Source organism: Mycobacterium sp. ELW1 (genome assembly GCF_008329905.1).
In the GTDB taxonomy this organism is placed as follows: domain Bacteria; phylum Actinomycetota; class Actinomycetes; order Mycobacteriales; family Mycobacteriaceae; genus Mycobacterium.
Genome location: NZ_CP032155.1, coordinates 4805609 through 4829794, shown reverse-complemented (window position 1 = coordinate 4829794; position 24186 = coordinate 4805609). Strand labels below are relative to the sequence as shown.

The 24186-nt window shown below is 68.3% G+C and carries 23 protein-coding genes; 17 read left to right on the top strand and 6 right to left on the bottom strand.

Going from position 1 to position 24186, the window contains the following annotated elements:
* Window positions 1–20: 20 nt before the first annotated feature.
* Window positions 21–1346 carry a type VII secretion integral membrane protein EccD gene (eccD, locus tag D3H54_RS22980; RefSeq protein ID WP_149381472.1) on the bottom strand — a complete coding sequence of 442 codons (1326 nt, stop codon included), beginning with the start codon at window positions 1344–1346 and terminating at the stop codon, window positions 21–23.
* Window positions 1347–1438: 92 nt separating this feature from the next.
* On the opposite strand from eccD, the gene eccCb reads away from it, so the two are divergent.
* From eccCb to adhP, 7 genes are all read left to right on the top strand, one after another.
* Window positions 1439–5038: a type VII secretion protein EccCb gene (eccCb, locus tag D3H54_RS22975; protein ID WP_286198981.1), complete on the top strand. Its 3600-nt coding sequence runs from the start codon at window positions 1439–1441 to the stop codon at window positions 5036–5038.
* The gene (locus D3H54_RS22970; protein WP_149381470.1) at window positions 5035–6207 is read left to right on the top strand and encodes a type VII secretion-associated protein; all 1173 of its coding nucleotides are present in this window, start codon (window positions 5035–5037) and stop codon (window positions 6205–6207) included. Before eccCb ends, D3H54_RS22970 begins: the two co-directional genes overlap by 4 nt.
* 48 nt (window positions 6208–6255) lie before the next feature.
* Window positions 6256–6564, top strand: a complete 309-nt coding sequence (locus D3H54_RS22965; RefSeq protein ID WP_149381468.1) for a WXG100 family type VII secretion target — start codon at window positions 6256–6258, stop codon at window positions 6562–6564.
* A 15-nt stretch (window positions 6565–6579) separates the two neighbouring features.
* Window positions 6580–6873: a WXG100 family type VII secretion target gene (locus tag D3H54_RS22960; RefSeq protein WP_149381466.1), complete on the top strand. Its 294-nt coding sequence runs from the start codon at window positions 6580–6582 to the stop codon at window positions 6871–6873.
* Between the two features lie 167 nt (window positions 6874–7040).
* Window positions 7041–8336 (top strand): helix-turn-helix domain-containing protein, encoded by a 1296-nt coding sequence (locus D3H54_RS22955; protein ID WP_149381464.1) that lies wholly within the window; start codon window positions 7041–7043, stop codon window positions 8334–8336.
* A 110-nt stretch (window positions 8337–8446) separates the two neighbouring features.
* A complete protein-coding gene (gene exaC, locus D3H54_RS22950; RefSeq protein ID WP_149381462.1) occupies window positions 8447–9970 on the top strand; it encodes an acetaldehyde dehydrogenase ExaC in 1524 nt (507 codons plus the stop codon).
* A gap of 59 nt (window positions 9971–10029) precedes the next feature.
* A complete protein-coding gene (gene adhP / locus D3H54_RS22945; protein WP_149381460.1) occupies window positions 10030–11091 on the top strand; it encodes an alcohol dehydrogenase AdhP in 1062 nt (353 codons plus the stop codon).
* Here adhP and D3H54_RS22940 read toward each other — a convergent pair.
* The gene (locus D3H54_RS22940; protein ID WP_149381458.1) at window positions 11082–11726 is read right to left on the bottom strand and encodes a GNAT family N-acetyltransferase; all 645 of its coding nucleotides are present in this window, start codon (window positions 11724–11726) and stop codon (window positions 11082–11084) included. The genes adhP and D3H54_RS22940 overlap by 10 nt on opposite strands.
* A 62-nt stretch (window positions 11727–11788) precedes the next feature.
* Between D3H54_RS22940 and D3H54_RS22935 the strand changes: the two genes are divergently transcribed.
* The 8 genes from D3H54_RS22935 to D3H54_RS22900 all read left to right on the top strand — a co-directional run bounded on the left by D3H54_RS22935 (window position 11789) and on the right by D3H54_RS22900 (window position 17786).
* Complete coding sequence (locus D3H54_RS22935) at window positions 11789–12700, top strand: PaaI family thioesterase (protein ID WP_149381456.1); 912 nt, start codon at window positions 11789–11791, stop codon at window positions 12698–12700.
* A gap of 193 nt (window positions 12701–12893) precedes the next feature.
* A complete protein-coding gene (rplM, locus tag D3H54_RS22930; protein ID WP_036340754.1) occupies window positions 12894–13337 on the top strand; it encodes a 50S ribosomal protein L13 in 444 nt (147 codons plus the stop codon).
* Window positions 13338–13351: 14 nt separating this feature from the next.
* On the top strand, window positions 13352–13855 hold the full coding sequence (gene rpsI, locus D3H54_RS22925) for a 30S ribosomal protein S9 (RefSeq protein WP_432246617.1): 504 nt from the start codon (window positions 13352–13354) through the stop codon (window positions 13853–13855).
* A gap of 315 nt (window positions 13856–14170) precedes the next feature.
* The gene (locus D3H54_RS22920) at window positions 14171–14632 is read left to right on the top strand and encodes a hypothetical protein (RefSeq protein WP_149381454.1); all 462 of its coding nucleotides are present in this window, start codon (window positions 14171–14173) and stop codon (window positions 14630–14632) included.
* 160 nt (window positions 14633–14792) lie between these two features.
* A complete protein-coding gene (gene glmM, locus D3H54_RS22915; protein ID WP_149381452.1) occupies window positions 14793–16130 on the top strand; it encodes a phosphoglucosamine mutase in 1338 nt (445 codons plus the stop codon).
* A gap of 50 nt (window positions 16131–16180) precedes the next feature.
* The gene (locus D3H54_RS22910; RefSeq protein ID WP_149381450.1) at window positions 16181–16471 is read left to right on the top strand and encodes a type VII secretion target; all 291 of its coding nucleotides are present in this window, start codon (window positions 16181–16183) and stop codon (window positions 16469–16471) included.
* Window positions 16468–17427, top strand: coding sequence for a hypothetical protein (locus D3H54_RS22905; RefSeq protein WP_149381448.1), 960 nt, complete (start codon window positions 16468–16470; stop codon window positions 17425–17427). Before D3H54_RS22910 ends, D3H54_RS22905 begins: the two co-directional genes overlap by 4 nt.
* Entirely contained in the window at window positions 17394–17786 is a 393-nt protein-coding gene (locus D3H54_RS22900; protein WP_149381446.1) for a hypothetical protein, read from the top strand. The genes D3H54_RS22905 and D3H54_RS22900 overlap by 34 nt, the downstream gene beginning before the upstream one ends.
* Window positions 17787–17804: 18 nt before the next feature.
* On the opposite strand, the gene D3H54_RS22895 is transcribed toward D3H54_RS22900, so the two are convergent.
* The 3 genes from D3H54_RS22895 to D3H54_RS22885 form a co-directional block, all read right to left on the bottom strand.
* The gene (locus D3H54_RS22895) at window positions 17805–18845 is read right to left on the bottom strand and encodes an LLM class F420-dependent oxidoreductase (protein ID WP_149381444.1); all 1041 of its coding nucleotides are present in this window, start codon (window positions 18843–18845) and stop codon (window positions 17805–17807) included.
* A gap of 48 nt (window positions 18846–18893) precedes the next feature.
* The gene (locus D3H54_RS22890) at window positions 18894–19280 is read right to left on the bottom strand and encodes a hypothetical protein (RefSeq protein WP_149381442.1); all 387 of its coding nucleotides are present in this window, start codon (window positions 19278–19280) and stop codon (window positions 18894–18896) included.
* Between the two features lie 267 nt (window positions 19281–19547).
* Window positions 19548–20399: a dienelactone hydrolase family protein gene (locus D3H54_RS22885; protein ID WP_149381440.1), complete on the bottom strand. Its 852-nt coding sequence runs from the start codon at window positions 20397–20399 to the stop codon at window positions 19548–19550.
* Window positions 20400–20453: 54 nt separating this feature from the next.
* Between D3H54_RS22885 and glmS the strand changes: the two genes are divergently transcribed.
* Window positions 20454–22322, top strand: a complete 1869-nt coding sequence (gene glmS / locus D3H54_RS22880) for a glutamine--fructose-6-phosphate transaminase (isomerizing) (RefSeq protein ID WP_149381437.1) — start codon at window positions 20454–20456, stop codon at window positions 22320–22322.
* On the opposite strand, the gene D3H54_RS22875 is transcribed toward glmS, so the two are convergent.
* Window positions 22309–22692, bottom strand: coding sequence for a nuclear transport factor 2 family protein (locus tag D3H54_RS22875; RefSeq protein ID WP_149381434.1), 384 nt, complete (start codon window positions 22690–22692; stop codon window positions 22309–22311). The two genes, glmS and D3H54_RS22875, sit on opposite strands and share 14 nt — an antisense overlap.
* 62 nt (window positions 22693–22754) lie before the next feature.
* Here D3H54_RS22875 and D3H54_RS22870 point away from each other — a divergent pair, with 62 nt between their 5' ends.
* Entirely contained in the window at window positions 22755–24179 is a 1425-nt protein-coding gene (locus tag D3H54_RS22870) for an NAD(P)H-hydrate dehydratase (protein WP_149381432.1), read from the top strand.
* Window positions 24180–24186 lie beyond the last annotated feature (7 nt).

The window sequence follows — 24186 nt, the reverse complement described above, 5'->3', positions numbered from 1 at the left end:
TGCGATCCGCACGGTGAGCCTCACCAGGCCGCACCGATCTGGGCGAGCCCGCCGAACAAGCCTGCTGCCCCGCAGGCGCCGGGTACGACGGCCGCGCCGAATATCAGCTCCGCCATCGTGACCGCACGGCGAACCGTCGGGGAGGCGTGGACCGGTCCGCGGTACGCGACCCACACCGCCCCGGCGGCGATGAGCACAAAGGCGCCGCACAGCCACGGGATGCTCTGCGGTGCGTCGGCAGCGCACAAGCCGGCGAGCGCTGTCACCGTGATCACCGACGAAATGCTCTGCGCGACAGCACGGTACAGCGCTCTCTCCCGAAGTGCCCGGAGAATCATCAGCGCCGCGATGATCGCGAGGAAGGTCGCCGCGAGAGCTGAATGCGAGGTGGTCACCGCCGTCACCGTCGCCCCGAGAGCCGCCGTCGCGGCCGCCGTCGCCACGATCAGCGTCAGCCGGTGATGAGCCAATCGCGCCCGGGCTTCCAGGTGACTGTCGGCGAGGCCAGCCCGCGCCAGCCCGGAACTGTGGACCGACAGCCGCGCCGACGTCGCCAGCACGGCCACCGACCCGGCTGCCAGCATCGGCCCGCTGGCCTCGGCCGGCCAACAGCCCACCACCGCACCCATCGTCGTCATCACCGCCGCCATCGCCACAGCGGCCGGCGGGAGGAAAACCTCAGGGGCGCAGCCCAACAGGCGCCAGGCCAGCAGCGAGGTCGACGCGATCGCGGCCATCGAGAGGAGGAACGCCGCAGTGGCCGGTGGGCCCAGCGGAAGCAGGGCGGCGGTCAGACCCGCGAAGGCAACAGCCAGCACGCCGAGGCCGACCGCCGTCACCCGGCCGCTGGCGGTCCGATGCGCGGCGAACGCACCCGTCATCGCCAGAAGCGCTGCGGCCGTGGCGACTATGGGATGACGGCTTGCCCCCGGGTCCAGAATCCCGCGCCCCAGTAACACCAGCAGTATCGCGGCCGCCCATCCCAGCACGCAGTTCCCGGCACTGCGTCGGGTGAGCCGCCACGTCGGTTCCGTCTGCGCTGCAATCGCATCGGCAACGGTGCCAACGGAATCGAATCGGGTAATGGGGGCCCGCGCCGCCGCGGTGGTCAGAATCAGCAGTTCACCGTCGTGGATGGTGCATTGTGCGAGCGTCGCCGCCGGGTCGAGCCGTTGCCCGCAGACGCGGGTCAGATGCGGATCACGGCCGCTGAACTCCGCCGCTCCGATCACGTCGACCACGGCGGGTATGAGCTCGTCGATCGGTATGCCGGCGGGCAGGGTGAGGTCTGTCTCCCGGTCGGCGGTACGGATCGACACCTGGCAGGTCTGGTCGGTGGCAGCCATGACAGCGGACGGTAGCGATCTCGCTGTGGGGTCGAACTCCGCTGTCCACAGGTGAATTGCCGGTCGGGGCGGACGATGCCTACCGTCCGTGCATGAATCGGCCTGCCCGGTCGGCGATGGCTTTCCCGACCGACGATGTGATCGTCGGTGCGTTGCCCCGTACTGAGCCGCCGTCGGGAATGTCGCGGTTCGTGCCACTGGTCACGGTCGGCGCGGTGGTGGCCGTCGGCGCCGTGATGTGGAGGTCAGGAGTCGCTTCGCACGGCCCAACCGCAATGATGCTGCCCGCGCTGATGGTGGTGTCGGCGGTCGGCATGACGCTGCAGGCCGGTGCACGGCGGTCGGGCCGCGGGGTGGACCACGAACGCAGACGTTATCTGCACCACCTCGACCGGCTCAGCGAGCAGCTACGGGACACGGCGCAACGCCAACATGCAGCACTGCAGGAGCGACATCCGGAGCCGGCCTCGTTGTGGACGCTGGTCGGCGGCCCACGAATGTGGCAGCTCAGCGATCAGGATCCGGACTTCTGCCGCGTCCGTGTCGGCGTCGGCCGACACCGGCTGGCGCGCCGGATCGTCGTGCCGCCGGTCGGTCCCGTGGACGAGCTGGACCCGGTGACCGCCGATGCGTTGCGGCGCTTCGCGCACCACCACGCGACGGTCGATGGCGTGCCGGTCGCGATCGCGCTGCCCAGGGTCGGTGTGCTCGTCGTCGAAGGCGACCAGTCGAGTGCGCGAGCCCTGGTGCGTGCGATGCTCTGCCAGCTGGCCGTGCTGCACAGCCCGGCCAACCTGGTGATCACTGCGGACGTCACCACAGAGCACCGACAGCTGTGGGACTGGTTGAAGTGGCTGCCGCACAGCGCTGATCGTGACCACCGGGCCGGGTACCGGGTTGTCATCGTCGACGGTGTGGATCACCGAACGCATGCCGGACCCGGCATCACCGTGATCGCCGTCGGGCAGGGTGAACACAGCCCGGAACTGCGATGCCTGTGGGTCGACGGGGACAACCTCGCGGTGCGCGGCGCTGAGGGCGTCGATGAGTTCGCCACCGCCGACGCCATGACGATCATGCAGGCGCGGACGTGTGCCCGCCGAGTGGCGCGGTACCGCCGCCGGGACAGCGGATTCAGCGTGAGTTGTCCAGAGTCGGAGGCTGTCTGGCCACCGCTACCCCCGTCCGAGCAGCTCCGCGTTGGACTGGGCACAACAGAGAACGGAGAACCGGTCGATCTCGACATCAAGGAGCCCGCCGACGGTGGCCACGGTCCGCACGGGCTGTGTGTGGGTGCGACGGGCTCGGGAAAATCCGAACTGTTGCGCACGATCGCAGCCGGGATCATCGCGCGTCACTCGCCGGACGATGTCAACCTCGTCCTGATCGACTTCAAAGGCGGCGCAACGTTTCTCGGCCTCGAGAGCCTGCGCCATGTCGCTGCGGTCATCACCAATCTTGCCGACTCCGCGCCCATGGTGGCGCGTGCGAAGGATGCGCTCGGCGGCGAGGTTCACCGTCGTCAGCAGCTTCTACGGCGAGCCGGCAACGCGGTCAACCTCGCCGCGTACCGGCGACATCGACGTGCGGATCCCAGCCTGCCCCCGCTTCCGACGCTATTCGTCATCGTCGATGAGTTCGCCGAATTACTCTCCCATCAGCCCGATTTCGCCGACTTGTTCGCGATGATCGGACGGGTCGGCCGCTCACTGGGAATGCATCTGTTGCTGGCGAGCCAGCGCCTGGACGAAGGTCGGCTGCGCGGCCTCGAATCGCACCTGTCGTATCGCATCTGCCTCAAGACCGCGACGGCCGCGGAATCACGTGCGGTACTCGGCGTCACGGACGCCGCCGAGCTCGTGGCCACCCCGGGCGCCGCGCTGCTGCGCACCGGGGACGGGCGGCTGGTGCGGTTTCAGGCGACCTACCTCGGGGGCCCGGCCCCGAACAGTGCCGGAACATCGACATCTGCCGCTGTGGAGCTGTTCACCTGGGAATCCGCTTCGCCGCCACCGACTCGCGGGCCTGCCGGACCCTATCGAACCGCGTTCGACGCGCTAGTCCAGCGGTTCAGCGGCCGAGGAACGCCGGCACACCAGATGTGGCTCCCACCGCTCACCAGATCTGTGAAACTCGCTGATCTGCCGCACAGCGCGGGGCGAGATGGTGCGGTCGCGATCGGGGTGATCGACCTGCCGTTCGAGCAGCGACAGGCACCCATGACCGTCGACCTCACCGGCGCACTCGGTAACGTGGCCGTGGTCGGAACGTCACAAAGCGGAAAGTCCGCCACGGTGCGCTCGCTGCTCACCGCGCTGTCCGCGTGTCACGAGGCGAGGCGAATGCAGTTCTACTGCATCGACTTCGGCGGCGGCACCCTGGATTCGCTGCGACGGTTGCCGCACGTGGGATCGGTCGCCGGCCGGGGTGAGACCGAGTTGGTGCGCCGGACGGCCAGCCACGTCGGCGCCGTCCTGTCCGCTCGCGAGAACCGTTCCGATGTCGACCGGTACGGTGACGTATTCCTCGTCGTGGACGGTTGGGCGAGCCTGCGGGACGAGCATCCCGATCTCGAGGCGGCGATCGCCGCCATTGCATCACGTGGTCTGTCGTTCGGCGTCCACCTGATCCTCACCGCCGGTCGGTGGGCCGACATCCGGCCCGCGCTCAAAGACCAGATCGGCACCAGAATCGAACTGCGCCTGGGGCTGATCCTCACCGCCGGTCGGTGGGCCGACATCCGGCCCGCGCTCAAAGACCAGATCGGCACCAGAATCGAACTGCGCCTGGGGGATCCGATCGATTCCGAGATGGATCGCAAGCAGGCGGCGCTCGTCCCGATCGACGTTCCGGGGCGCGGCATCACCCGCGACGGCGACCACTTCCTGATCGCCACGCCCGACGGCGTCGACATCTCCTGCGACCAGTCGTGGCAGGCGCCGCCCGTCCGATTGCTGCCCGTACACATCGACCACTCCGCTGTCGTCGAGATGGCCGCCGACTCCGGCCACGTCCTGCTCGGTCTGGGGGAGGACCAGTTCACCCCGGCCGGTCCGGACTTCCGTCGCCAGGCGCACCTGCTGATCCTCGGCGACCGGGAATGTGGGAAGACCGCGGCACTGCGGACACTGTGCCGCGAGATACCGCGCTCTGCGACGACGCAACCCGCGCTGCTGTTCATAGTCGACTACCGGCGTGACCTGCTCGACGTCGCCGACTCCGATCATGTACTCGACTACACGTTCTCCGAGCAGGGCCTCGCGCAGCGATTGCCCGGCTTGATCTCGTTGTTGCAGAACAGATTGCCCACCGCCGACACCACGATCGAACAGCTCAGGGCGAAATCCTGGTGGACCGGACCGGAGATCTACGTCGTGGTCGACGACTACGACGTGGTCGCCGCCACCTCACCGGACGCGCTCAGTCCGCTACTCGCGCTGCTGCCGCACGCCGCCGACATCGGACTGCACATGGTCATCGCGCGACGCTGCGCCGGGGCGGCGCGGGCGATGTTCGAACCCCTCCTGGCGCACGTGCGCGACAGCGGGTGCAGCGCGCTGCTGATGAGCGGCAGCTCCGACGAGGGTCTGCTGATCGGACACCACCGCGCGACCGAGCGCCCGCCCGGGCGCGGACTGCTGGTGTCCCGGGCCGGCGCCGATCTTGTCCAAGTCGGTTGGAGCCCAACGTGAACGGCGCGATACTGGAAGTGGGCCCCGCAGCGGTCACCCGGTTGGCGCCCCGCCCGCAGCCAACGGGGGAGCAGGAGATGGTGACTGCCGCGCTGGCCGGCATCGACGACACCGTGGTGCTGTTTCGCGAACACCCGGTCGCCGTCACCGAGCTGTGGCGGAAGATCTTCGCCGACAGTGTCGAGGAGCGCTGCGAGACACTGACTGTCGTGCATCCGTCGTGGTGGTCACACCAGCGGGTATCACGCCTCGTCGGCGCTGCGGCGGCAGTCGCCTCCGAGGTTCTCGCGCAGCCCAGGTCCGCGGTGCTCGCCGCCGGTGAAGTCGCCACCGTCATCGAGATCGCCGACGAACTGGTGGCCGTCATCGCCGATGGCCGATCACCGGTGGCGCGCAGCCGCCCGCACCATCCAATGGACCTCGCCGAGATGATCGAGACAATCACTCCCACTGCCATTCTCATCGACGCCCCGCCTGGCGTACCCGGCGCGGTCGAGTACGCCGACGGTCTGCGGGCCGCGCTGCGCCAGCGCGGCACGGACGCGCGGGTGGTGCGGATGCACGCCACACCGGAGCAGTCCGCGACGGAGTCGACGGCGGCACCTGTCCCCGCCTCACGGCGACAGTGGCGAGGGCCCGCGGCCGTGGCGGCCGGCATGGCATTGACACTGTGCGTGGCTGGAGTGGCCGCGGTCAGCACGCGCCCGCCGGCACCGACTCCCGACGGCGTCTACATCGTCGAAGGCCGCGTCACACTGTCGGTCCCAGCCGATTGGCTGATCACCCGCGTTACGGCGGGCCCTGGTTCGCGCCGCATTCAGGTCAGTTCGCCGACCGATTCGGCCACGGCCCTGCACATCACGCAATCCTATTCGCCTGAAGAGACATTGGATCAGACCGCCGCGACGCTGAGCCGGGCGATCGGCGAGCAGCCGCGCGGTGTGTTCGTCGACTTCAACTCCGCGGACCGGCGCGGCGGGCGACCGGCGGTCACGTACCGGGAAGTCCGCATCGGGCGCGAGATCCGCTGGGCGGTGCTCCTCGACGGGTCCACGCGCATCAGCATCGGCTGCCAGTCTGCGCAAGGCCGGCTCGATTCGATCGCCGAGCCCTGCGAGAAAGCCATTGAATCCGCCCACGAAGTCGGTGGAACCGGAAACGGCCCGTGAGCGTCGAAATCATTGTAAGCGTGCATAACTCGACCGGAAGGACCACACGTGACGACACTGAGCACCGACTTCGACCTGATGCGCTCCGTCGCTGCGGCTGCCGACACCCGCAACGATGAGATCCGGGTTTTGTTGCACGGCTTCATCACCCGCATGGAGTCTGTTCCGCCCACAGTGTGGGGCGGCGTGGCTGCCGCGCGATTCCAGACTGTCGTCGCGCACTGGAACACCGAGTCCACCAAGCTGTCGCAGGCGCTGGCGGGGATCGCCGACACGATCAGGAACAACGAACACCAACTGCGTGAGGCCGCCCAGCTGCACGCCCAACGCATCGCCGCGGTGACCGCACACCTCTAGGCAAGGAGCACCACAGTGGACCCCGTCCTCTCTTACGATTTCGCCGAGATCGACGCAGCGGTACTGGCCGACATCCAGGCCACGTCGGCGCGACTCGGCGCGGCCTTGGACGACCTCAGCCGGCAGATCGCTCCGCTGCAGCACGTGTGGACCCGTGACGCCGCGGCCGCGTATCACGCCGAACAGGCACAGTGGCACCAATCCGCGTCGGCGCTGCGCGACATCCTGGTTCGACTGGGCGTCGCAGTGCGTGACGGGGCGGCCGACGTGGCCGACGCCGACCGTCGCGCCGCCGGGATGTGGGGCTGACGGCGTCCCTGTAGATCTCTGTGCGGCCCCCGCGGAGGAGAGCCAACGGGGCCGCACAGTCATCCCGGAAGGATCGCGTCCGATGCCCCATGGCACATCGACATCTGGCGTATCGTGGCCGCACGCGCGGCGGTCTCCGGTGACCGCACGCAGGAGTGTGATCGCCGATGGGCATACCCAAAACGACACGGACCGGGGCCGGTGGCGCCCGGCCGTCGGCGCTGCTGCGCGCGGTCCACGAGCTGTTCGTCGCCGGTGAGGTCGACGCCAGCTACCTGGAATCGAGCTCGCTGCGACCGATCGTCGCCAAAAGCTGGCAACGCAGCTTGGCCAAAGGCGTCGACCCGGACGGCGCCGCGCAACCCTCCCCGGTCGGCGAGAAACTGGCCCGGCTGCGCGAAGCCCATCCGCTGGCACCCGCAATGCCCGTGATCCGCCGGCTGCTCGTCGACGATGCCGCCGGCTCCGGGGTGGTCGTCGCCGTCAGCGGTGCCGACGGCACGCTGCTGTGGGTGGAGGGCGACCCCAACGCATGCCGGCGCGCGGAGGCCATGAACTTTGTGCCCGGCGCGGACTGGAGTGAGCGCGGCGCCGGGACCAATGCCCCGGGCACCGCCCTGGCCGTGGACGCTGAGCTGCAGATTCACGGTTCCGAGCATTTCTCCCGCGTCGTGCAACCGTGGAGCTGCACCGCGGTCCCCGTGCATGACCCCGCCACCGGTGCCCTGCTCGGAGCGTTGGACCTGACCGGCGGATCACGGGTCGCCACGCCGCAGGCGCTGGCGCTGGTGCGCGCCACCGTCGTCGCCGTCGAAACGCACCTGGCCCTGCTCCGGCTGACCGGCGGACCGGTCGAGGCCGCGCCGCCACGACCGCGGCTGGCCGTGCTCGGTTCCGAACGTCCGCGCTGGCTGGTCACCGACGAGTTCGGGCATCTGCGGGCCACCCCGCTGACCGGTAGGCACGCCGACATCCTGGTGCTTTTGAGCCGCCACCCCGAGGGGCTGAGCGCCGACCACCTGGCGATGCTGCTCGACGACAAGGACCTGGACGTCGTGACCGTGCGAGCCGAGATGTCGCGGCTGCGCAAGGTCGTCGGTGCCAACGCCATCGAGTCACGGCCGTACCGGCTGACGGTGCCGATCACCACCGACATCGGCGAGGTGTACGAGGCGCTCGATGCCGGAAATGTGACGGCGGCCCTCGATCGGTATCCGGGACCGCTTCTCCCGCAGTCGATTTCACCAGCAGTCGGGCGGTTGCGCACAGAGCTGGCGATGACGTTGCGGGGTGCGGTGTTATCCACCGGCGACCCCGCGATGCTCCGCCGTTGGCTGGACAGCCCCGACGGGCGCGACGACCGCGACGGTTGGCGCGCGCTGCACGACGGCACCCTGCCGGGCTCGGTGCAGCAGGCGCAGGCCCGCGGGAAGCTGGCCGGGCTGGACTTCGACCTGGCGTGAGCCGTTCGTGCAACGGTGCGCCAACCAGTGCAACCGTGCTGCAACCCCGTACTGCCTACCTTGAGTGACGACCGACACATTTCGTCGTCTTGACCAGGCAGGAGAACACCATGACCGTATACGCGAGGCCCGGTACGGAGGGCTCGCTGATGTCCTTTGCGGCCCGCTACGAGAACTTCATCGGTGGTGAGTGGGTCGCGCCGGTGGGGGGTCTGTACTTCGAAAACCGCACGCCGGTGACCGGTGAGGTGTTCTGCGAGGTGGCGCGTTCCACCGATGCCGACATCGAGCTGGCCCTGGACGTCGCCCACGCCGCGGCACCCGCCTGGGGGAAGACCTCCGCAGCCGAGCGGGCCCTGGTCCTCAACAAGATCGCCGATCGCATCGAGGCGAACCTGGAGTCCATCGCGTTGGCCGAGTCGTGGGACAACGGCAAGCCGATCCGGGAAACCCTGAATGCCGATATTCCGTTGGCGGTGGACCACTTCCGCTATTACGCCGGGGCGATCCGCGCGCAAGAAGGCTCGCTGTCCCAGATCGACGAGGACACCGTCGCCTACCACTTCCACGAGCCGCTGGGTGTGGTCGGACAGATCATCCCGTGGAACTTCCCGATCCTGATGGCGGTCTGGAAGCTCGCACCGGCATTGGCAGCCGGCAACGCGATCGTCCTCAAGCCGGCCGAGCAGACCCCGGCCTCGGTGCTCTACCTGATCTCGTTGATCGCCGACCTGCTGCCGGCCGGAATCCTGAACGTCGTCAACGGATTCGGTGTCGAGGCCGGCAAGCCGCTGGCGTCGTCGAACCGGATCGCCAAGATCGCGTTCACCGGGGAGACCACCACCGGGCGGCTGATCATGCAGTACGCCTCCCAGAACCTGATCCCGGTCACCCTCGAGCTCGGCGGCAAGAGCCCCAACATTTTCTTCTCCGACGTCCTCGCGGCCAACGACGACTACCAGGACAAGGCCCTGGAAGGCTTCACGATGTTCGCCCTCAATCAGGGCGAGGTGTGCACGTGTCCGTCGCGCAGCCTGATCCAGGCTGACATCTACGACGAGTTCCTGGCCATGGCGGCCATCCGCACCAAGGCGGTACGCCAAGGCGATCCACTCGATACCGAGACGATGATCGGCGCGCAGGCCTCCAACGATCAGCTGGAAAAGATCCTGTCCTACATCGAGATCGGCAAAAGTGAAGGCGCCCAGGTCGTCACGGGCGGTGAACGCGCACAGCTCGGCGGAGATCTCAACGGCGGCTACTACGTGCAGCCGACGATCTTCACCGGCGACAACGCGATGCGGATCTTCCAAGAAGAGATCTTCGGGCCCGTCGTCGCGGTCACATCCTTCACCGATTACGACGACGCCATCCGGATCGCCAACGACACCCTCTACGGCCTAGGCGCCGGAGTCTGGAGTCGCAACGGCAACACCGCCTACCGCGCAGGCCGTGACATCAAGGCCGGGCGGGTGTGGACCAACTGCTACCACCAGTACCCCGCCCACGCGGCGTTCGGCGGCTACAAACAGTCCGGCATCGGCCGGGAGAACCACCTGATGATGCTCGACCACTACCAGCAGACCAAGAACCTTCTCGTCTCCTACTCCAACAAAGCCCAGGGCTTCTTCTGAGCGCTTGCGCGAAGAGCGAAGACACCGTTGAAAACGCCACAACCCCAAAGGACATGACCATGACACAGACGCTTGGCGCACCCGCCACATCGACCGACACCAACACCATGCGCGCCGCAGTCGTCACCGAATTCGGTGCACCACTGCACGTCACCGACCTCGACCTGCCCACGCCCGGCCCCGGGGAAGCGCTCGTCAAACTGGAGACCTCCGGGGTCTGCCACACCGATTTGCATGCCGCCCATGGCGATTGGCCGGTCAAACCGGCACCGCCCTTCATCCCGGGTCACGAGGGCTACGGCACTGTCGTCGCGCTCGGCGAGGGTGTCACCGACCTGAAACTCGGTGACAAGGTCGGCAACGCGTGGCTGTGGTCGGCCTGCGGTAGTTGCGAATACTGCCGCACCGGCTGGGAAACGTTGTGCGAGAGCCAGCAGAACGGCGGCTACAGCGTCAATGGCAGCTTCGGTACCTACATGTTGGTGAATGCGGCCTACGCCGCCCGGATTCCGGATGGCATCGACCCGCTCGAGGTGGCACCGATCCTGTGCGCAGGCGTCACGGTGTACAAGGGCCTGAAGGTCACCGACACCCGGCCCGGCCAATGGGTTGCGATCTCCGGTATCGGCGGCCTGGGGCACATCGCGGTGCAGTACGCCCGCGCGATGGGTCTGCGCGTGGTCGCTGTGGACATCGACGATGCGAAACTCGCACTGGCCGAACGGCTCGGGGCTGAGGTCACCGTCAACGCCAGAACGTCCGACGTCGTCGAGGAGGTCCAGAAGGCCACCGGTGGTGTGCACGGCGTGCTCGTCACCGCGGTGCACCCGCAGGCGTTCGGCCAGGCGATCGGCTTGACCCGCCGCGGTGGAACCATCGTCTTCAACGGCCTGCCGCCGGGTGATTTCCCCGCGCCGATCTTCGACATCGTGTTGAAGGGCTTGACGATTCGCGGCTCGATCGTCGGCACTCGCCAGGACATGGCCGAGGCGCTCGACTTCTACGCCCGCGGGTTGATCCACCCCACGGTCGAAGCCGCCAAACTCGACGACATCAACGAGGTGTTCGGCCGGATGGAGCGCGGCCAGATCGACGGCCGCGTCGTCATCGACTACCGCTGAGTCCCCAGCTGCTCGCGGACGGCGTCGATGCCGACCAGACCGATGTCGTCGCGTCGGACCGTCGCCCACCGCCCCGGCGTCATGGCGAAGCCCACCATGGTGTCGGGGCGGCCGCGTCGGTCCTCGACCGTCCTGACCGTCTCGGTGTAGGGCAGTGAGCGCGTCACGCCCAGCGAGGCGGCGTTGTCATGCCAGGCCCGGGTGACCGCGACGTCGGCGTCAAAGCCCGCGAAGATCAAGTGCAGCGCGGCCTGACGCAGCTCCTTGCCGAAGCCGCGGCCCTGATGCGCCAGGCCGAGCCACGAGCCGGTGGTCAAGCTCCGGTTGTCCGGAAAGTCCTCGGCGTGAACCGAACACATGCCGACCACCGACCCGTCGGCCAACACCGCCAGGTCCAGGTTCCAGCGTTGGACGGAAGTTTCGGCGCGGTTGCGCCAGTAGTACTGCAGGCTGTTGCGCTCCAGGTCCGGCGAGGGCACATCGGTCCACGGCTCGGAGAACGGCATGGTCGCCGGATCGTGAATACCCTTGGCCGCCAACGTTGCCAGCTCCGCGCCCAGTTCGTCGCTGACATAGCGCAGCACAAGCCGTGGTGTCACCACCTGAAGATCGAACAGCGGCCACATGTGCGCCATGCCGTCGATCCGACCACAGGCGGTGCCGGGTCCGAAACCGAATTACGGCAAGATGCCAGGTGATGAGCACACCTAACGGACCGCAGTCGGTCTTCTGCGTCGGCAACACCAGAGTCAGCGAGGCCGGCATCTCGTTGGATCAACACGTGACGCGGACGCTGGTCGACCACCGCGGCCTGCTCGAGATGCCCGCCTACGCGGTGATGGCCGAATCCGTCACCAGCGGCGCCTACTGGTACACGTTCGCCGAGCCGGTCGCGACCGTGCAGTCGTGGCTGGCGCTGACCGCCGGCGCTCGCCCCACGGTGGGGGATCGGTTGCACGCCGCCTCGGCCATGGCTCACCGCGACGACGCTCACGGCACCGCCACCATGACCATCACCAACGGCGCGCACGAGGTCGTCTGCTCGGGAGTTGCGCGCGCGGTCCGGGTCGGCCGCAGCACCGAGGCATTGCGCGCCCTCGACAAGGATGCGATCGCCGAACCCGTCGAGACGCTGCCCGCCCCGCCCGACATCGACACCGCGGTGTCGGCCATCGACCCGGACTGGGACGGCCGGCGCATCTTGACCGCGATCAGCCGCGGCGAGATCGCCCGAGGCCCGCTGTGCGAGCTGCTGGCAATGTCAGTCGAGATCGAAGACGAACCGGTCCTGATCCTCGATCCGCAGCCGTGGATGGCCAACCCGCTCGGCGCCATCCAGGGCGGGGTGATCGCCTCGATCATCGGGCAGGCCTGCTCGCTGGCCGGCCAGGCGCATACCGGGGCTGGCGACCGCTACACCCTGGCTGACCTGTCCGTTTACTATTTCCGATCGCCGCCGGTCGACGGGCGCTCGCTCACACTGGCCACCAGCACCGAACGGGTCGGGCGCCGGATGGGGACGGTCTCGGCCACCATGACCGATGCCGCGGGCACCCCCTACGTCCGGGCCGTCGCGAACATCGCCTACGAGCGGGGATCAGCGTTTTGACCTGCCAGGATCGTCGCAGGTAAGCTGCCACGTTGGCGTGCGGTACGCCGCGGTTTCGCACCGCGGGGTAAGCCGGGTTCTCGGGTCAGTGTTGGTCGCCGAGGAGCAACCCCACCGTCGCGTTCCGACCGACACCCGGGTCACACCGGGACACCCACCGGGGTGAAGACCCCAAAACGAGAGAGGTAGCGCTGTGCCTACGTACACGCCGAAGGCGGGTGACACCACACGTTCGTGGTACGTCATCGACGCCACCGACGTGGTGCTCGGCCGGCTCGCCGTCGCGGCAGCAAACCTGTTGCGCGGCAAGCACAAGCCGACATTCACGCCGAATGTGGACGGTGGCGATTTCGTCATCGTCATCAACGCCGACAAGATCGCCGTCAGCGGTGACAAGCTCCAGTCCAAGATGGCCTACCGTCACTCGGGTTACCCCGGTGGTCTGCGGGCGCGCACCCTCGGCGACGAGATGGAAAAGCACGCCGATCGCGTGGTCGAGAAGGCCATCGTCGGGATGCTGCCCCACAACAAGCTGAGCCGGCAGATCCAGAAGAAGCTCAAGGTCTACGCGGGCCCGGATCATCCGCACGCCGCCCAGCAGCCGATTCCGTTCGAGATCAAGCAGGTGGCCCAGTGAGCGAAACGACAGACGTGACCGAGGTCGTAGAGACCGAAGTGACCGAGGCACTGGAGGCGCCTGAGGCGCCCGAGACCCCTGAGGCTCCCGAGGCCGCTGCCGAGAGCACGCCCCGCGCACCGGTGATCATCGACCGTCCCATCCAGACCGTCGGTCGCCGCAAGGAGGCTGTGGTGCGGGTTCGGCTGGTTCCGGGCACCGGCCAGTTCAACCTCGACGGCCGCAGCCTGGAGGCGTACTTCCCGAACAAGGTTCATCAGCAGCTGATCAAGGCCCCGCTGGTGACCGTCGACCGGGTGGACAGCTTCGACATCTACGCCCACCTCGACGGTGGCGGCCCGTCCGGGCAGGCCGGCGCGCTGCGCCTGGCCATCGCGCGTGCACTGATCCTGGTGCAGCCCGAGGATCGTCCGGCCCTGAAGAAGGCCGGCTTCCTCACGCGTGACCCGCGCGCCATCGAGCGCAAGAAGTACGGCCTCAAGAAGGCCCGCAAGGCGCCGCAGTACAGCAAGCGCTGATCTGCCGCGTACACCTACGCAACGGCCCACCGGGCGTCACCAGTCTTTCGGCTGGAGGCGCCCGGTGCGTCGTTTGTGGGCCCGGTCACACAACGTGTTGCCTGGTCAGGCCATGTGACGCGATGGATTATTAAGTTTTGGTTTGAGCCGGTGACCGTTCGGCAAGCCTGTGAGAGGCCGGCGGCAACGTCGGCTACCCGAGGTAGGAGGCGGGACCCTTCGGGGGGTCGGTGCTCTCCTTCGGGGCTGTGAGGTGAGTTGAATGCTCCCGCAGCTCTGATTCCCTGCCAATCACGCAGAAGAAAAGGAGCGAATATGAACACGTTCACGAAGACGGCCGCTGGTGCGGTTCTTGGCGGCTCGCTGCTCGTCGCGAGTGGTTTCGGACTCGCGAACGCGGCTCCCGAGGCCCCGGCGCCGCAGCCCCAGGCGCCGCAGACGGCCGGCGATCAGCTCAACGTGGGCCTGACCGTCAACGGTGAGCAACTCGGCACGATCCAGAACGTGTCGGTCAGCAGCGCGCAGACCCTGGCCACCAGTGTGTGCCCGGGCGACGACCTTTCGTCGAAGCTGCCGCAGCTCGCCACCAAGGAGATCTCGACTGTTCCGGTGTGCGCCAGCAGCACCACCGGCGTGAGCTACACGTTCACCCAGGCCGGACCGGGTAACTCCGAGCTGGCTCCCGGCCAGAACGGACATGCCAACGCCGGTATCGGTGCGACCGCTGTGCCCGCCGCACCGGAGCCTGCCGAGGCGCCGATGACCGGCAGCCGGTAACCGATAGTCAGCTGGATACCAGCAGCGCACTGCCCGCACCCGCACTGGGTGCGGGCAGTGTTCGTTGCCGGCGTCTCGTTGCCGTGTCGGTTTGGCGGCGACACGGCCGTTAACCTCGTTGGTTGTGTCCCGAGGGGCTAGTTGTGAGAAATTTGTCCACATGGGTCGACTGTTCGGGACCGATGGTGTCCGCGGCGTCGCCAACCGAGAACTGACTGCCGAGCTGGGCCTGGCGTTGGGTGCGGCGGCGGCACGCCGGCTCGCGGCCACCAGGACCTCGGGCCGACGCCTCGCAGTCGTGGGCCGCGATCCGCGCGCCAGTGGCGAGATGCTCGAGGCGGCGGTCATCGCCGGTGTGACCAGTGAGGGTGTGGACGCGCTGCGGGTCGGGGTGTTGCCCACGCCGGCAGTGGCGTTTCTGACCGCGGCCTACGGCGCCGACTTCGGTGTGATGATCTCGGCGTCACACAACTCCATGCCGGACAACGGCATCAAGATCTTCGGTCCCGGCGGACACAAGCTCGACGACGACGCCGAGGATCGCATCGAAGAGCTCGTCGCTCAAGGCCCCGGGCTGCGCCCGGTGGGTGCTGACATCGGGCGTGTGCTCGATGCCCGCGATGCGCTGGAGCGCTACCTGCATCACATCCGCGGGGCGGCGCCGGTGCAATTGGACGGGCTGACGGTCGTCGTCGACTGCGCCAACGGCGCCGCGTTCCAGGCCGCTCCGCGCGCTTACCACGCTGCGGGAGCACGCGTGATCGCGATCAACGCCGAACCGGACGGCTTGAACATCAACGAAGGCTGCGGCTCAACGCATCTGGAACAGGTGCAGGCCGCGGTGCTGGCCCATGGTGCCGACCTGGGTTTGGCGCACGACGGCGACGCCGATCGCTGCCTGGCAGTGGATGCCGACGGCCGCGTCGTCGACGGCGACGCCATCATGGTGATCCTGGCCCTGGCCTTGCGCGAGGCCGGTGAGCTGGCCTCCGAAACGCTGGTGGCCACCGTGATGAGCAATCTCGGGTTGCACATCGCGATGCGCGAGGCCGGTATCACGGTGCGCACCACCGGCGTTGGTGATCGTTACGTCCTGGAGGAACTGCGCGCCGGGGAGTACTCGCTCGGCGGGGAACAGTCTGGCCATATCGTGATGCCCGCGTTGGGAACGACCGGCGACGGTGTCGCCACTGGCTTGCGATTGATGGCGCGGATGGCGCAAACCGGTTTGTCACTTGCCGAGCTGGCCGCGCCGATGCAAACGCTGCCGCAGGTGCTCATCAATGTCACGGTGGCGGACAAGGCGACGGTCGCCGAGGCGCCTGCAGTGCAGAGCGCGGTGCGCGAAGCCGAGGCCGAACTCGGTGACTCCGGACGAATCCTGTTGCGCCCGTCGGGAACTGAACAGATGGTGCGGGTCATGGTGGAAGCCGCCGACGAAGACACCGCCCGGCTGCTGGCGATCCGTGTCGCGGAGTCCGTCAGCGCCGAAGGCTGACGAAAAAAGCCCTGGGAACCGGTCCGGCGCGTCGTGCGTCATAGAAGGATATGGGTAACACGCGCGTGGACTGTGCCGGGTTGCGTGCTGCCGCGCAACATTTCGACGTCACCGCCGAGATGCTCGACGGGGCCCTGCATGGGCAGCTGAGCCGGCTGCACTTCGACGGCGCTGTGGCCGGCCGTGCGCACGTCGCCCACGGGGATGCGGTGCGGGCGGCGCTGGACCGGCTGGCGGCCGCAGTGACGCAGTGGTCGCGGGCGGCAGAGGAAACAGCCGTCGCGCTGCGAGTCACCGCCGAGCGCTACGGCGACGCCGAATTGCGCGCGGCGGCGCTGTGACACGTGACGTAGCATCGCGGCTCGCGGCCGGGCAACCCTCGGTGGTCAACACCGCGACCTACGTGGCAGCCTGCTACGCCGTCGGCTATCAGCATCCGGACCTGACTGCGCACGCGGCGCAGATCGTCGAGTGGTACGGCGGGGACGACGGATTGGACCTGGCCGTGCTCGACGCCGATTGCGCGGCGCTACGGGCCGCATCGGCCGCCGCCGACCAGGCGCTGCGTGTATCGCGCGACGGGCTGGCCGCCGTAGCGGCGGCGTGGGCCGGTGAATCCGGTTCGGTGGCTGACGAATTCATCCAGCGGCACTGCGCGGCCGGCGCCATGGTGGCGGATTCGTTGCGGGCTGCGGCACAAAGCTGTGAGGCGCTGCGCGACCGGTTGTGGCGGGCGGTCGACGAGAAGGTCGGGGCGGCCGTGTCCATCGACGACCGCCGCGCCGGTGAGCGGCCGGTGTGGTTGGCCGCGGCGGCGACGGTGATGGGTGGGGGAGCGGCACGCGACCAGGCGATCGATGTCGTCGCTCACCAGATCACCCCATACGTCGACGCCGACATCCGCACCGATTGGCTCTCCGCCATGCGTGCGGCGACGTCTTCGGCAACGGCCGCCTACCTGGACGCTGTGCGGCAGTTGGATTCCTCTCCGACAACACATTTCGAGGTGCCAGGAACATTCGGTGGGCCGCCGCCTGGATCGGTGCCGCCTGCATCGCCCCGCACCGCACCGGCCGCCGTGGTACCGGTCGTACCGCCGGAGGCCCTGCCGGTCTCACCGCCGTCCGTCGCCGAACCCGGGCCGGCCGCCCGGTCCGCGTTCACGCCGCTCGCGGATAGCCCAGCAGCTCAACCGCTTCCGACTCAGCTGCCTGCCGAACCGCCGCCGCCCTGGACACCCCTGCCTCAGCCGCGATGCCAACCATGCCCGATGTCGGCGGCAGCTTGTCCGGGCTGATCGGACAGCTCGCCGACGCACTCGGAGGGCTGTTCGACGCCATACCGGACAGCGCGGTGGACGACGTGCTTGCGGGGCAGGACGATCCCGCCGCCGAGGATGAGAAAGACGACGTCCTCAGCGCGGATGATACTGCGCCCGAGGGCGATCCGATCGTCGAGGAGGCTGAGCCCGCGGGTCAACCGGCCGAGGGGCCGCCCACTCCGGAGACGCAAACCGTCGAAGCCGAGCCGCCGCCATCCCAACCCCTGGCGGCGCCACCGGCACCGGCGCCACCGGCACCGCCCGCTGTCGAGGAGTCCGATGACCAAACACCCTGCGAGATAGCCGCTGACGAACTACCGCAGGTCGGTCAGTGACCGCATGCGGCCCTGCGATCAGGGCAGCAGCTGCTGCAATTCCTCGACCCAACGGATGTATTCGCCTGCGTCCGTGGTGGTCGGCGTGGCCAGCAATGTGGTCACACCAGCCTCGGTGAAGGCGGCGATGCGTTCCTTGACGAAGCCGCGCGGGCCGATCAGGTTCACATTTCGTACGAGCTCGTCGGGCACCGCGGCGATCGCCTCGGCCTTGCGGCCAGACAAGAACAGCTCCTGAATGTGGTCGGCCACTTCGCCGTAGCCGTAGCGGGTCGCCAGCTTGTGGTAGAAATTCTGTCCCTTGGCGCCCATACCGCCGATGTACAGCGCAAGGTGCGGCTTGGCCCAATTCAGCCGTTCCTCGACGTCGTCACCGATGGCCAGTGACACTCCGACCATCACATCGAGATCGCCGAGCGCACTGTCGCGCTTGGCTTTTCCGGCGCGCAACGCATCACCCCACACGTCGTCGGCCTTCTCGGGGTAGAAGAACACCGGCTGCCAGCCTTCGGCGATCTCAGCAGTCAGCTCGACGTTCTTGGGGCCGAGTGCGGCGATGGTGATCGGAATCCGCTCGCGGACAGGGTGATTGATGATCTGCAGTGGCTTGCCCAACCCGGTGCCCTGGTCGGCGGGCAACGGGATCTGGTAGTTGCGGCCCTGATGCTGGACCCGCTCGCGCCGCCACACCTGCCGGCAGATGTCGACGACCTCGCGGGTACGGCCGAGCGGGGCATCGAACGGCACGCCGTGAAAGCCCTCCACCACCTGCGGACCGGACGTGCCGATGCCGAGCCGGAAGCGGCCGTCGGACACGAAGTCCAGGCCGGCCGCCGTCATCGCCAGCAGCGACGGCGTCCGGGTATAGATCGGAAAGACGCCCGAGCCCAGCTCGATCGTCGAGGTCTTGGCCGCCAGATAGCCGAGCTGGCTGACAGCGTCGAAGGAGTAGGCCTCGGCGACGAGCGCGATATCCACCCCGGCCTTCTCCAACACCACAATGTGCTCGACGGCTTCACGGAAGCCGCCCGAATAGTCCAGAAAGATCCCGGTTCGCATGAAGAAGTTATATACCCAACCGGTTGGTCGGTCGTTTGTGGGCGACGGTCAGGTCCACCGCGGCAGGGTGGTGGGCTGGCCGGCGGGCGAGTCGGTCCCTCCCCGGGGCGGCTTCGGGAAGGCCGGCTTGCCCAGCGGTACCTCCCCGACGTGGTACCGGTGCAGCGCGCTGAAGAGCATCTCCAATAGGGACGTCGGCGGCGCGGGGTGTGCCGGCGGCCGAGGGCCATGCGAACCCACCGTGGAACGTGCAGTGGTCGCCGTGGCCGGCGGGGCCACCCGATGGGTCGGCGCCGACGACGCCCCGGCAGCCTTTCCGGACGGCGACGCACCGGTATCCGCCGACGCAACACCGTGACCGGTGGCCACGACTGCGACGAGGCCGAGTGCGAACGCCAGCGCTCGTCCTCGTGAAAAGTACTTGTTTCCAGCCACGATGACCTCCGGGTATTGGTTCGGCGCCACCGGTCGGTGGCTGTGAGACGTATCGGGCAATCGAAGTGACGGCATAGCTGAGCAAACATGTTTCCGAGATGCACTGCGTTTGCATCGGCTATTAATTTCAACGCAACGTGAAACTAAAACTCACCATAGCGTGAAACTTTGGGGCGCGCAAGAGTGAGCTCCACCTGGCCAGAGGTAGAGACCAGAGGTAGGGAATTGACTCGTCTTTTGTGAGGGGCGGGTCGAGAGGGAAAGCGCCTACTTCAGCAGCGCGGCGATCTGGCCCTCGGTCGTCACCGGCGGCGCCTCGGGATCGAGCGCCTCGGTCTTCGGCAGCACCGCTTCGGGGTCGGCGAACTCGTGGTACGCCTTATCGCCGGTCAGGTGAAACAGCAGGAAGCCGGTCAGCAGGGCGCGCACCGTCTTCTGGGTGCGCTTGTCGGAACCCGGCATGCCCAGGACCTTGGCGAAGCGGCGTTTCTCGGCCAGCCCGGACGACTCGGCCTTGCTGACGATGTGCAGTACCGATCCCTTCCAGGCGTCGGCCAGGTGCAGGGCGTCGGTCCGCAGCGATTGCGGATCGTCGGGTGCGCTGAGCACCAGACCTGGCACCCTCAGCGATGACGCCGGTTCCTGGGCGGGGGGACGGGTGACCGACGGAAACAGCGCCGCAACCGCTTTGGGTGCGCCCGAGGCCGCACCGGCCAGGCCCGCCGCGGCGAACACCGCCGCCGATCCGCCGAAGCCGTGTCCCGCCAGGCCCAGCTTGGTCGGATGCACGCTGATCTCGCCGGGGCCCAGCCGCACCCCGGTGATGATGTCGAGGGTTGTCCCCAGGTCGACCGACAGGTTCAGCACCGACGGGGCGAGCCCGCGCTCGGTGCTCGGGGCGGCCGCGACGATGCCCCAGGACGCGAGGTGCTCCAGCGTTTTCACGTAGTGATCGACATCTGTGAGCCAATCGTGGCCGAAGGCCACACCGGGCAGGTTGAAGCCCGACGCCGGGGTGAAGACGATGCCGGGTAACCCGGCAAAGGCCAGGTCACCGCGTAGAACGTGATGTGGACCGCGGCGCGTCAGCGCCGCGAAGAGCTTGCGTGTCCGGGCCACCCCATGAACCTAGCGGACGGGCGTAATCAGGGTGCTGCACTACCCTGGGTAAACATGTGCGGAATCGTGGCCTACGTCGGGCATCGTCCTGCGCGCGGTGTCGTGGTCGATGCGCTGCGGCGAATGGAGTACCGCGGTTACGACTCGTCCGGGGTCGCTCTGCTCGACGGCGACGGCGGGCTGACTGTGCGTCGCCGCGCCGGCCGGCTGGCCAATCTCGAGGAGGCGCTGGCCGACACCGACGCCGACGCGCTCGCCGGTACCGCGGGAATGGGCCACACCCGGTGGGCCACCCACGGCCGCCCCACCGACCGCAACGCTCACCCGCACCGCGACGCGGCGGGCAAGTTCGCCGTCGTCCACAACGGGATCATCGAGAACTTCGCAACCCTGCGCGCCGAACTGGAGGCCGAGGGCATCGAGTTCGCCAGTGACACCGACAGCGAGGTGGCCGTACACCTGGTCGCCCAGGCCTACCGGCAGGGTCCGACCGCGGGCGATTTCGAGGCATCGGTGCTGGCCGTGCTCCGCCGCCTGGAAGGGCACTTCACGCTGGTCTTCGCCCACGCCGACGACCCCGGCACGATCATCGCTGCCCGCCGGTCGACCCCGCTGGTGGTCGGCATCGGCGACGGCGAGATGTTCATCGGCTCCGATGTCGCGGCGTTCATCGAGTTCACCAGGGACGCCGTCGAGTTGGGTCAGGATCAGGCGGTGGTGATCACCGCCGACGGCTACTCGATCACCGACTTCGACGGCAATGACGATGCCGCGAGTGCGCGTGTTTTTCATATCGACTGGGACCTGTCCGCCGCGGAAAAGGGCGGCTACGACTACTTCATGCTCAAGGAGATCGCCGAGCAGCCCGCGGCGGTCGCCGACACCCTGCTCGGACATTTCGTGGACGGCCGCATCGTGCTCGACGAACAACGGTTGAGCGATCAGGAACTCCGCGAAGTCGACAAGGTCTTCATCGTCGCCTGCGGCACCGCATTTCACTCCGGGCTGCTGGCGAAGTACGCGATCGAGCACTGGACCCGCCTGCCGGTGGAAGTTGAACTGGCCAGCGAGTTTCGCTACCGGGACCCGGTACTGGATCGCGGCACCCTGGTGATCGCGATCTCGCAGTCCGGTGAGACTGCCGACACCCTGGAAGCCGTCCGGCACGCCAAGAGCCAGAAGGCCAAGGTGCTGGCGATCTGCAACACCAACGGCAGCCAGATCCCGCGGGAGGCCGACGCGGTGCTCTACACCCGCGCCGGACCCGAGATCGGGGTGGCGGCCACCAAGACGTTCCTCGCCCAGATCGCGGCGAACTACCTGGTCGGACTGGCGTTGGCCCAGGCTCGCGGCACCAAATACCCCGACGAGGTCGAGCGCGAGTACCACGAACTGGAGTCGATGCCCGACCAGGTCACCCGGGTGCTCGATCACATGGAGCCGATCACGAAGCTGGGCCAGCAGTTCGCGTCGTCGCCGACGGTGCTGTTCCTGGGCCGCCACGTCGGCTACCCGGTGGCCCTCGAGGGTGCGCTCAAGCTGAAGGAACTGGCCTACATGCACGCCGAGGGCTTCGCCGCCGGTGAGCTCAAGCACGGCCCCATCGCGCTCATCGAAGACGGCCTGCCCGTCATCGTGGTGATGCCGTCACCGAAGAATGCGGCGACGCTGCACGCCAAGCTGCTGAGCAACATCCGCGAGATCCAGGCCCGCGGTGCGGTCACCATCGTCATCGCCGAGGAGGGCGATGACACGGTGCGGCCCTACGCCGACCACATCTTCGAAATACCGGCGGTGTCAACGCTTTTCCAGCCGTTGCTGTCCACTGTTCCGCTGCAGGTGTTCGCCGCCGCGGTGGCCCGGGCCCGCGGCTTCGACGTGGACAAGCCGCGCAACCTGGCCAAGTCCGTCACGGTCGAGTGACGACGGCGGTCTGCTGATACAGCACCAACCGCCACCGGCCGTCGACCCGGTGATACACCGACGACATGGCTCCGGCGAACGGCTCGTCGGCTCCGTCGCGTTCGGCGGTGCCGACGTACACCAGCGCCGCGGTGTCGGGCCCGGCGGAGATGACCCGCTCGTCGGACAACGTGAAGCGTGTCCACGGTGGCGCCTGGCCCAGCGCTGAGATCACCGCGGGGCGATCCAGCACGGAACCATTGGCCAACACCATGACCGCATCCTCGGTCATCAGGTCGCCGTAGAAGCGGTCGCCGGTGGACTCACACAACGCCTGCCAGCCCGCGCGTTCGATCTCCAGGAGTTCATCGAGTAACTGCCGATTGGTCATGCCAGTGAATACCCTTGCGGACTTGGCTGCTATCCGGGTTTAAGCACGTAGCCTTGGTGCCAATGCGGCACTACTACACCGCCGACGCGATTCGCGCCGCTGAGGCGCCCTTGCTGGCCGGCCTGCCCGATGGTGTGTTGATGCGTCGTGCCGCCTATGGTTTGGCCACCGCGATCGCCCGCGAGCTGCGGACACGCACGGGTGGGGTGGCCGGTCGCCGGCTCTGCGCGGTGGTCGGCTCGGGCGACAACGGCGGCGATGCGCTGTGGGCGGCTACCCTCCTGCGGCGCCGCGGGGCTGCCTCGACCGCGGTGCTACTCAACCCCGACCGCACCCACGCCAAGGCGCTGGCCGCGTTCCGCTCCGCCGGGGGCCGGGTGGTGCCGGCCGTGCCGCCGTCGACCGATCTCGTGGTCGACGGGGTGGTCGGGATCTCCGGCAGCGGCCCCCTCCGTCCGGCCGCCGCCGACGTGTTCGCCGCTGCCGAGGACGCCGGCATTCCGGTGGTGGCCGTCGACATCCCCAGCGGCGTCGACGTACAGACCGGCGCGATCACCGGGCCCGCCGTGCGCGCGGCGCTCACCGTCACCTTCGGCGGCCTCAAACCTGTTCACGCCCTGGCTGACTGCGGCCGGGTCGAGCTGATCGACATCGGCCTGGACCTTCCCGCCACCGACGTGCTGGGCATGGAAGCCGCTGATGTCAAAGCCCGTTGGCCGCTTCCCGGAGTGCGCGACGACAAGTACAGCCAGGGGGTCACCGGAATCCTGGCCGGCTCGTCGACGTATCCCGGCGCGGCGATCTTGTGCACCGGGGCCGCGGTGGCGACGACATCGGGTATGAAGCGCTACGTGGGGTCCGCCGCGGCCGAGGTCGTCTCGCATTGGCCGGAGGTGGTGGCCGCGCCCAACCCGCACGCCGCCGGACGGGTGCAATCCTGGGTCGTCGGACCGGGCCTGGGTACTGACGAAAAAGGCTTTGCTGCACTACATTTCGCGCTCAGTTCAGATCTTCCGGTGGTGGTCGACGCGGACGCCCTGACGATTCTGTCCACCCAGCCGGACCTGGTGGCGGGCCGGGCGGCGCCGACGGTGCTGACCCCGCACGCCGGTGAGTTCGCCCGACTGGCCGGTGGGCCGCCAGGGGAGGACCGGGTGGCCGCCACCCGCCGGCTGGCCGAGGCCTTCGGAGCGACCGTGCTGCTCAAGGGCAACGTCACGGTCATCGCCGAGCCTTCGGCGGGCGCTGTGTATCTCAACCCGGCGGGGGGTTCGTGGGCGGCGACCGCCGGATCCGGTGACGTGCTGTCGGGGATGATCGGTGCGCTGCTGGCATCGGGTCTGCCGCCGGCCGAGGCTGCCGCAGCGGCCGCGTTCGTGCACGCGCGCGCCGCCAACGCCTCGGCCGCCGATCCCGGCCCGGCCCCGGCGCCGACTTCGGCCTCGCGCATTCTCGCCCACATCCGTCAAGCCATTGCAGAACTGTAGAAAGGAC

Bases quoted from the DNA above. Each gene is read 5' to 3' on its own strand.
- eccD (WP_149381472.1), bottom strand. From the start codon at position 1,346: ATGGCTGCCACCGACCAGACCTGCCAGGTGTCGATCCGTACCGCCGAC.
- eccCb (WP_286198981.1), top strand. From the start codon at position 1,439: ATGAATCGGCCTGCCCGGTCGGCGATGGCTTTCCCGACCGACGATGTG.
- D3H54_RS22955 (WP_149381464.1), top strand. From the start codon at position 7,041: ATGGGCATACCCAAAACGACACGGACCGGGGCCGGTGGCGCCCGGCCG.
- exaC (WP_149381462.1), top strand. From the start codon at position 8,447: ATGACCGTATACGCGAGGCCCGGTACGGAGGGCTCGCTGATGTCCTTT.
- adhP (WP_149381460.1), top strand. From the start codon at position 10,030: ATGACACAGACGCTTGGCGCACCCGCCACATCGACCGACACCAACACC.
- D3H54_RS22940 (WP_149381458.1), bottom strand. From the start codon at position 11,726: ATGGCGCACATGTGGCCGCTGTTCGATCTTCAGGTGGTGACACCACGG.
- D3H54_RS22935 (WP_149381456.1), top strand. From the start codon at position 11,789: ATGAGCACACCTAACGGACCGCAGTCGGTCTTCTGCGTCGGCAACACC.
- D3H54_RS22920 (WP_149381454.1), top strand. From the start codon at position 14,171: ATGAACACGTTCACGAAGACGGCCGCTGGTGCGGTTCTTGGCGGCTCG.
- glmM (WP_149381452.1), top strand. From the start codon at position 14,793: ATGGGTCGACTGTTCGGGACCGATGGTGTCCGCGGCGTCGCCAACCGA.
- D3H54_RS22910 (WP_149381450.1), top strand. From the start codon at position 16,181: ATGGGTAACACGCGCGTGGACTGTGCCGGGTTGCGTGCTGCCGCGCAA.
- D3H54_RS22900 (WP_149381446.1), top strand. From the start codon at position 17,394: ATGCCCGATGTCGGCGGCAGCTTGTCCGGGCTGATCGGACAGCTCGCC.
- D3H54_RS22895 (WP_149381444.1), bottom strand. From the start codon at position 18,845: ATGCGAACCGGGATCTTTCTGGACTATTCGGGCGGCTTCCGTGAAGCC.
- glmS (WP_149381437.1), top strand. From the start codon at position 20,454: ATGTGCGGAATCGTGGCCTACGTCGGGCATCGTCCTGCGCGCGGTGTC.
- D3H54_RS22875 (WP_149381434.1), bottom strand. From the start codon at position 22,692: ATGACCAATCGGCAGTTACTCGATGAACTCCTGGAGATCGAACGCGCG.
- D3H54_RS22870 (WP_149381432.1), top strand. From the start codon at position 22,755: ATGCGGCACTACTACACCGCCGACGCGATTCGCGCCGCTGAGGCGCCC.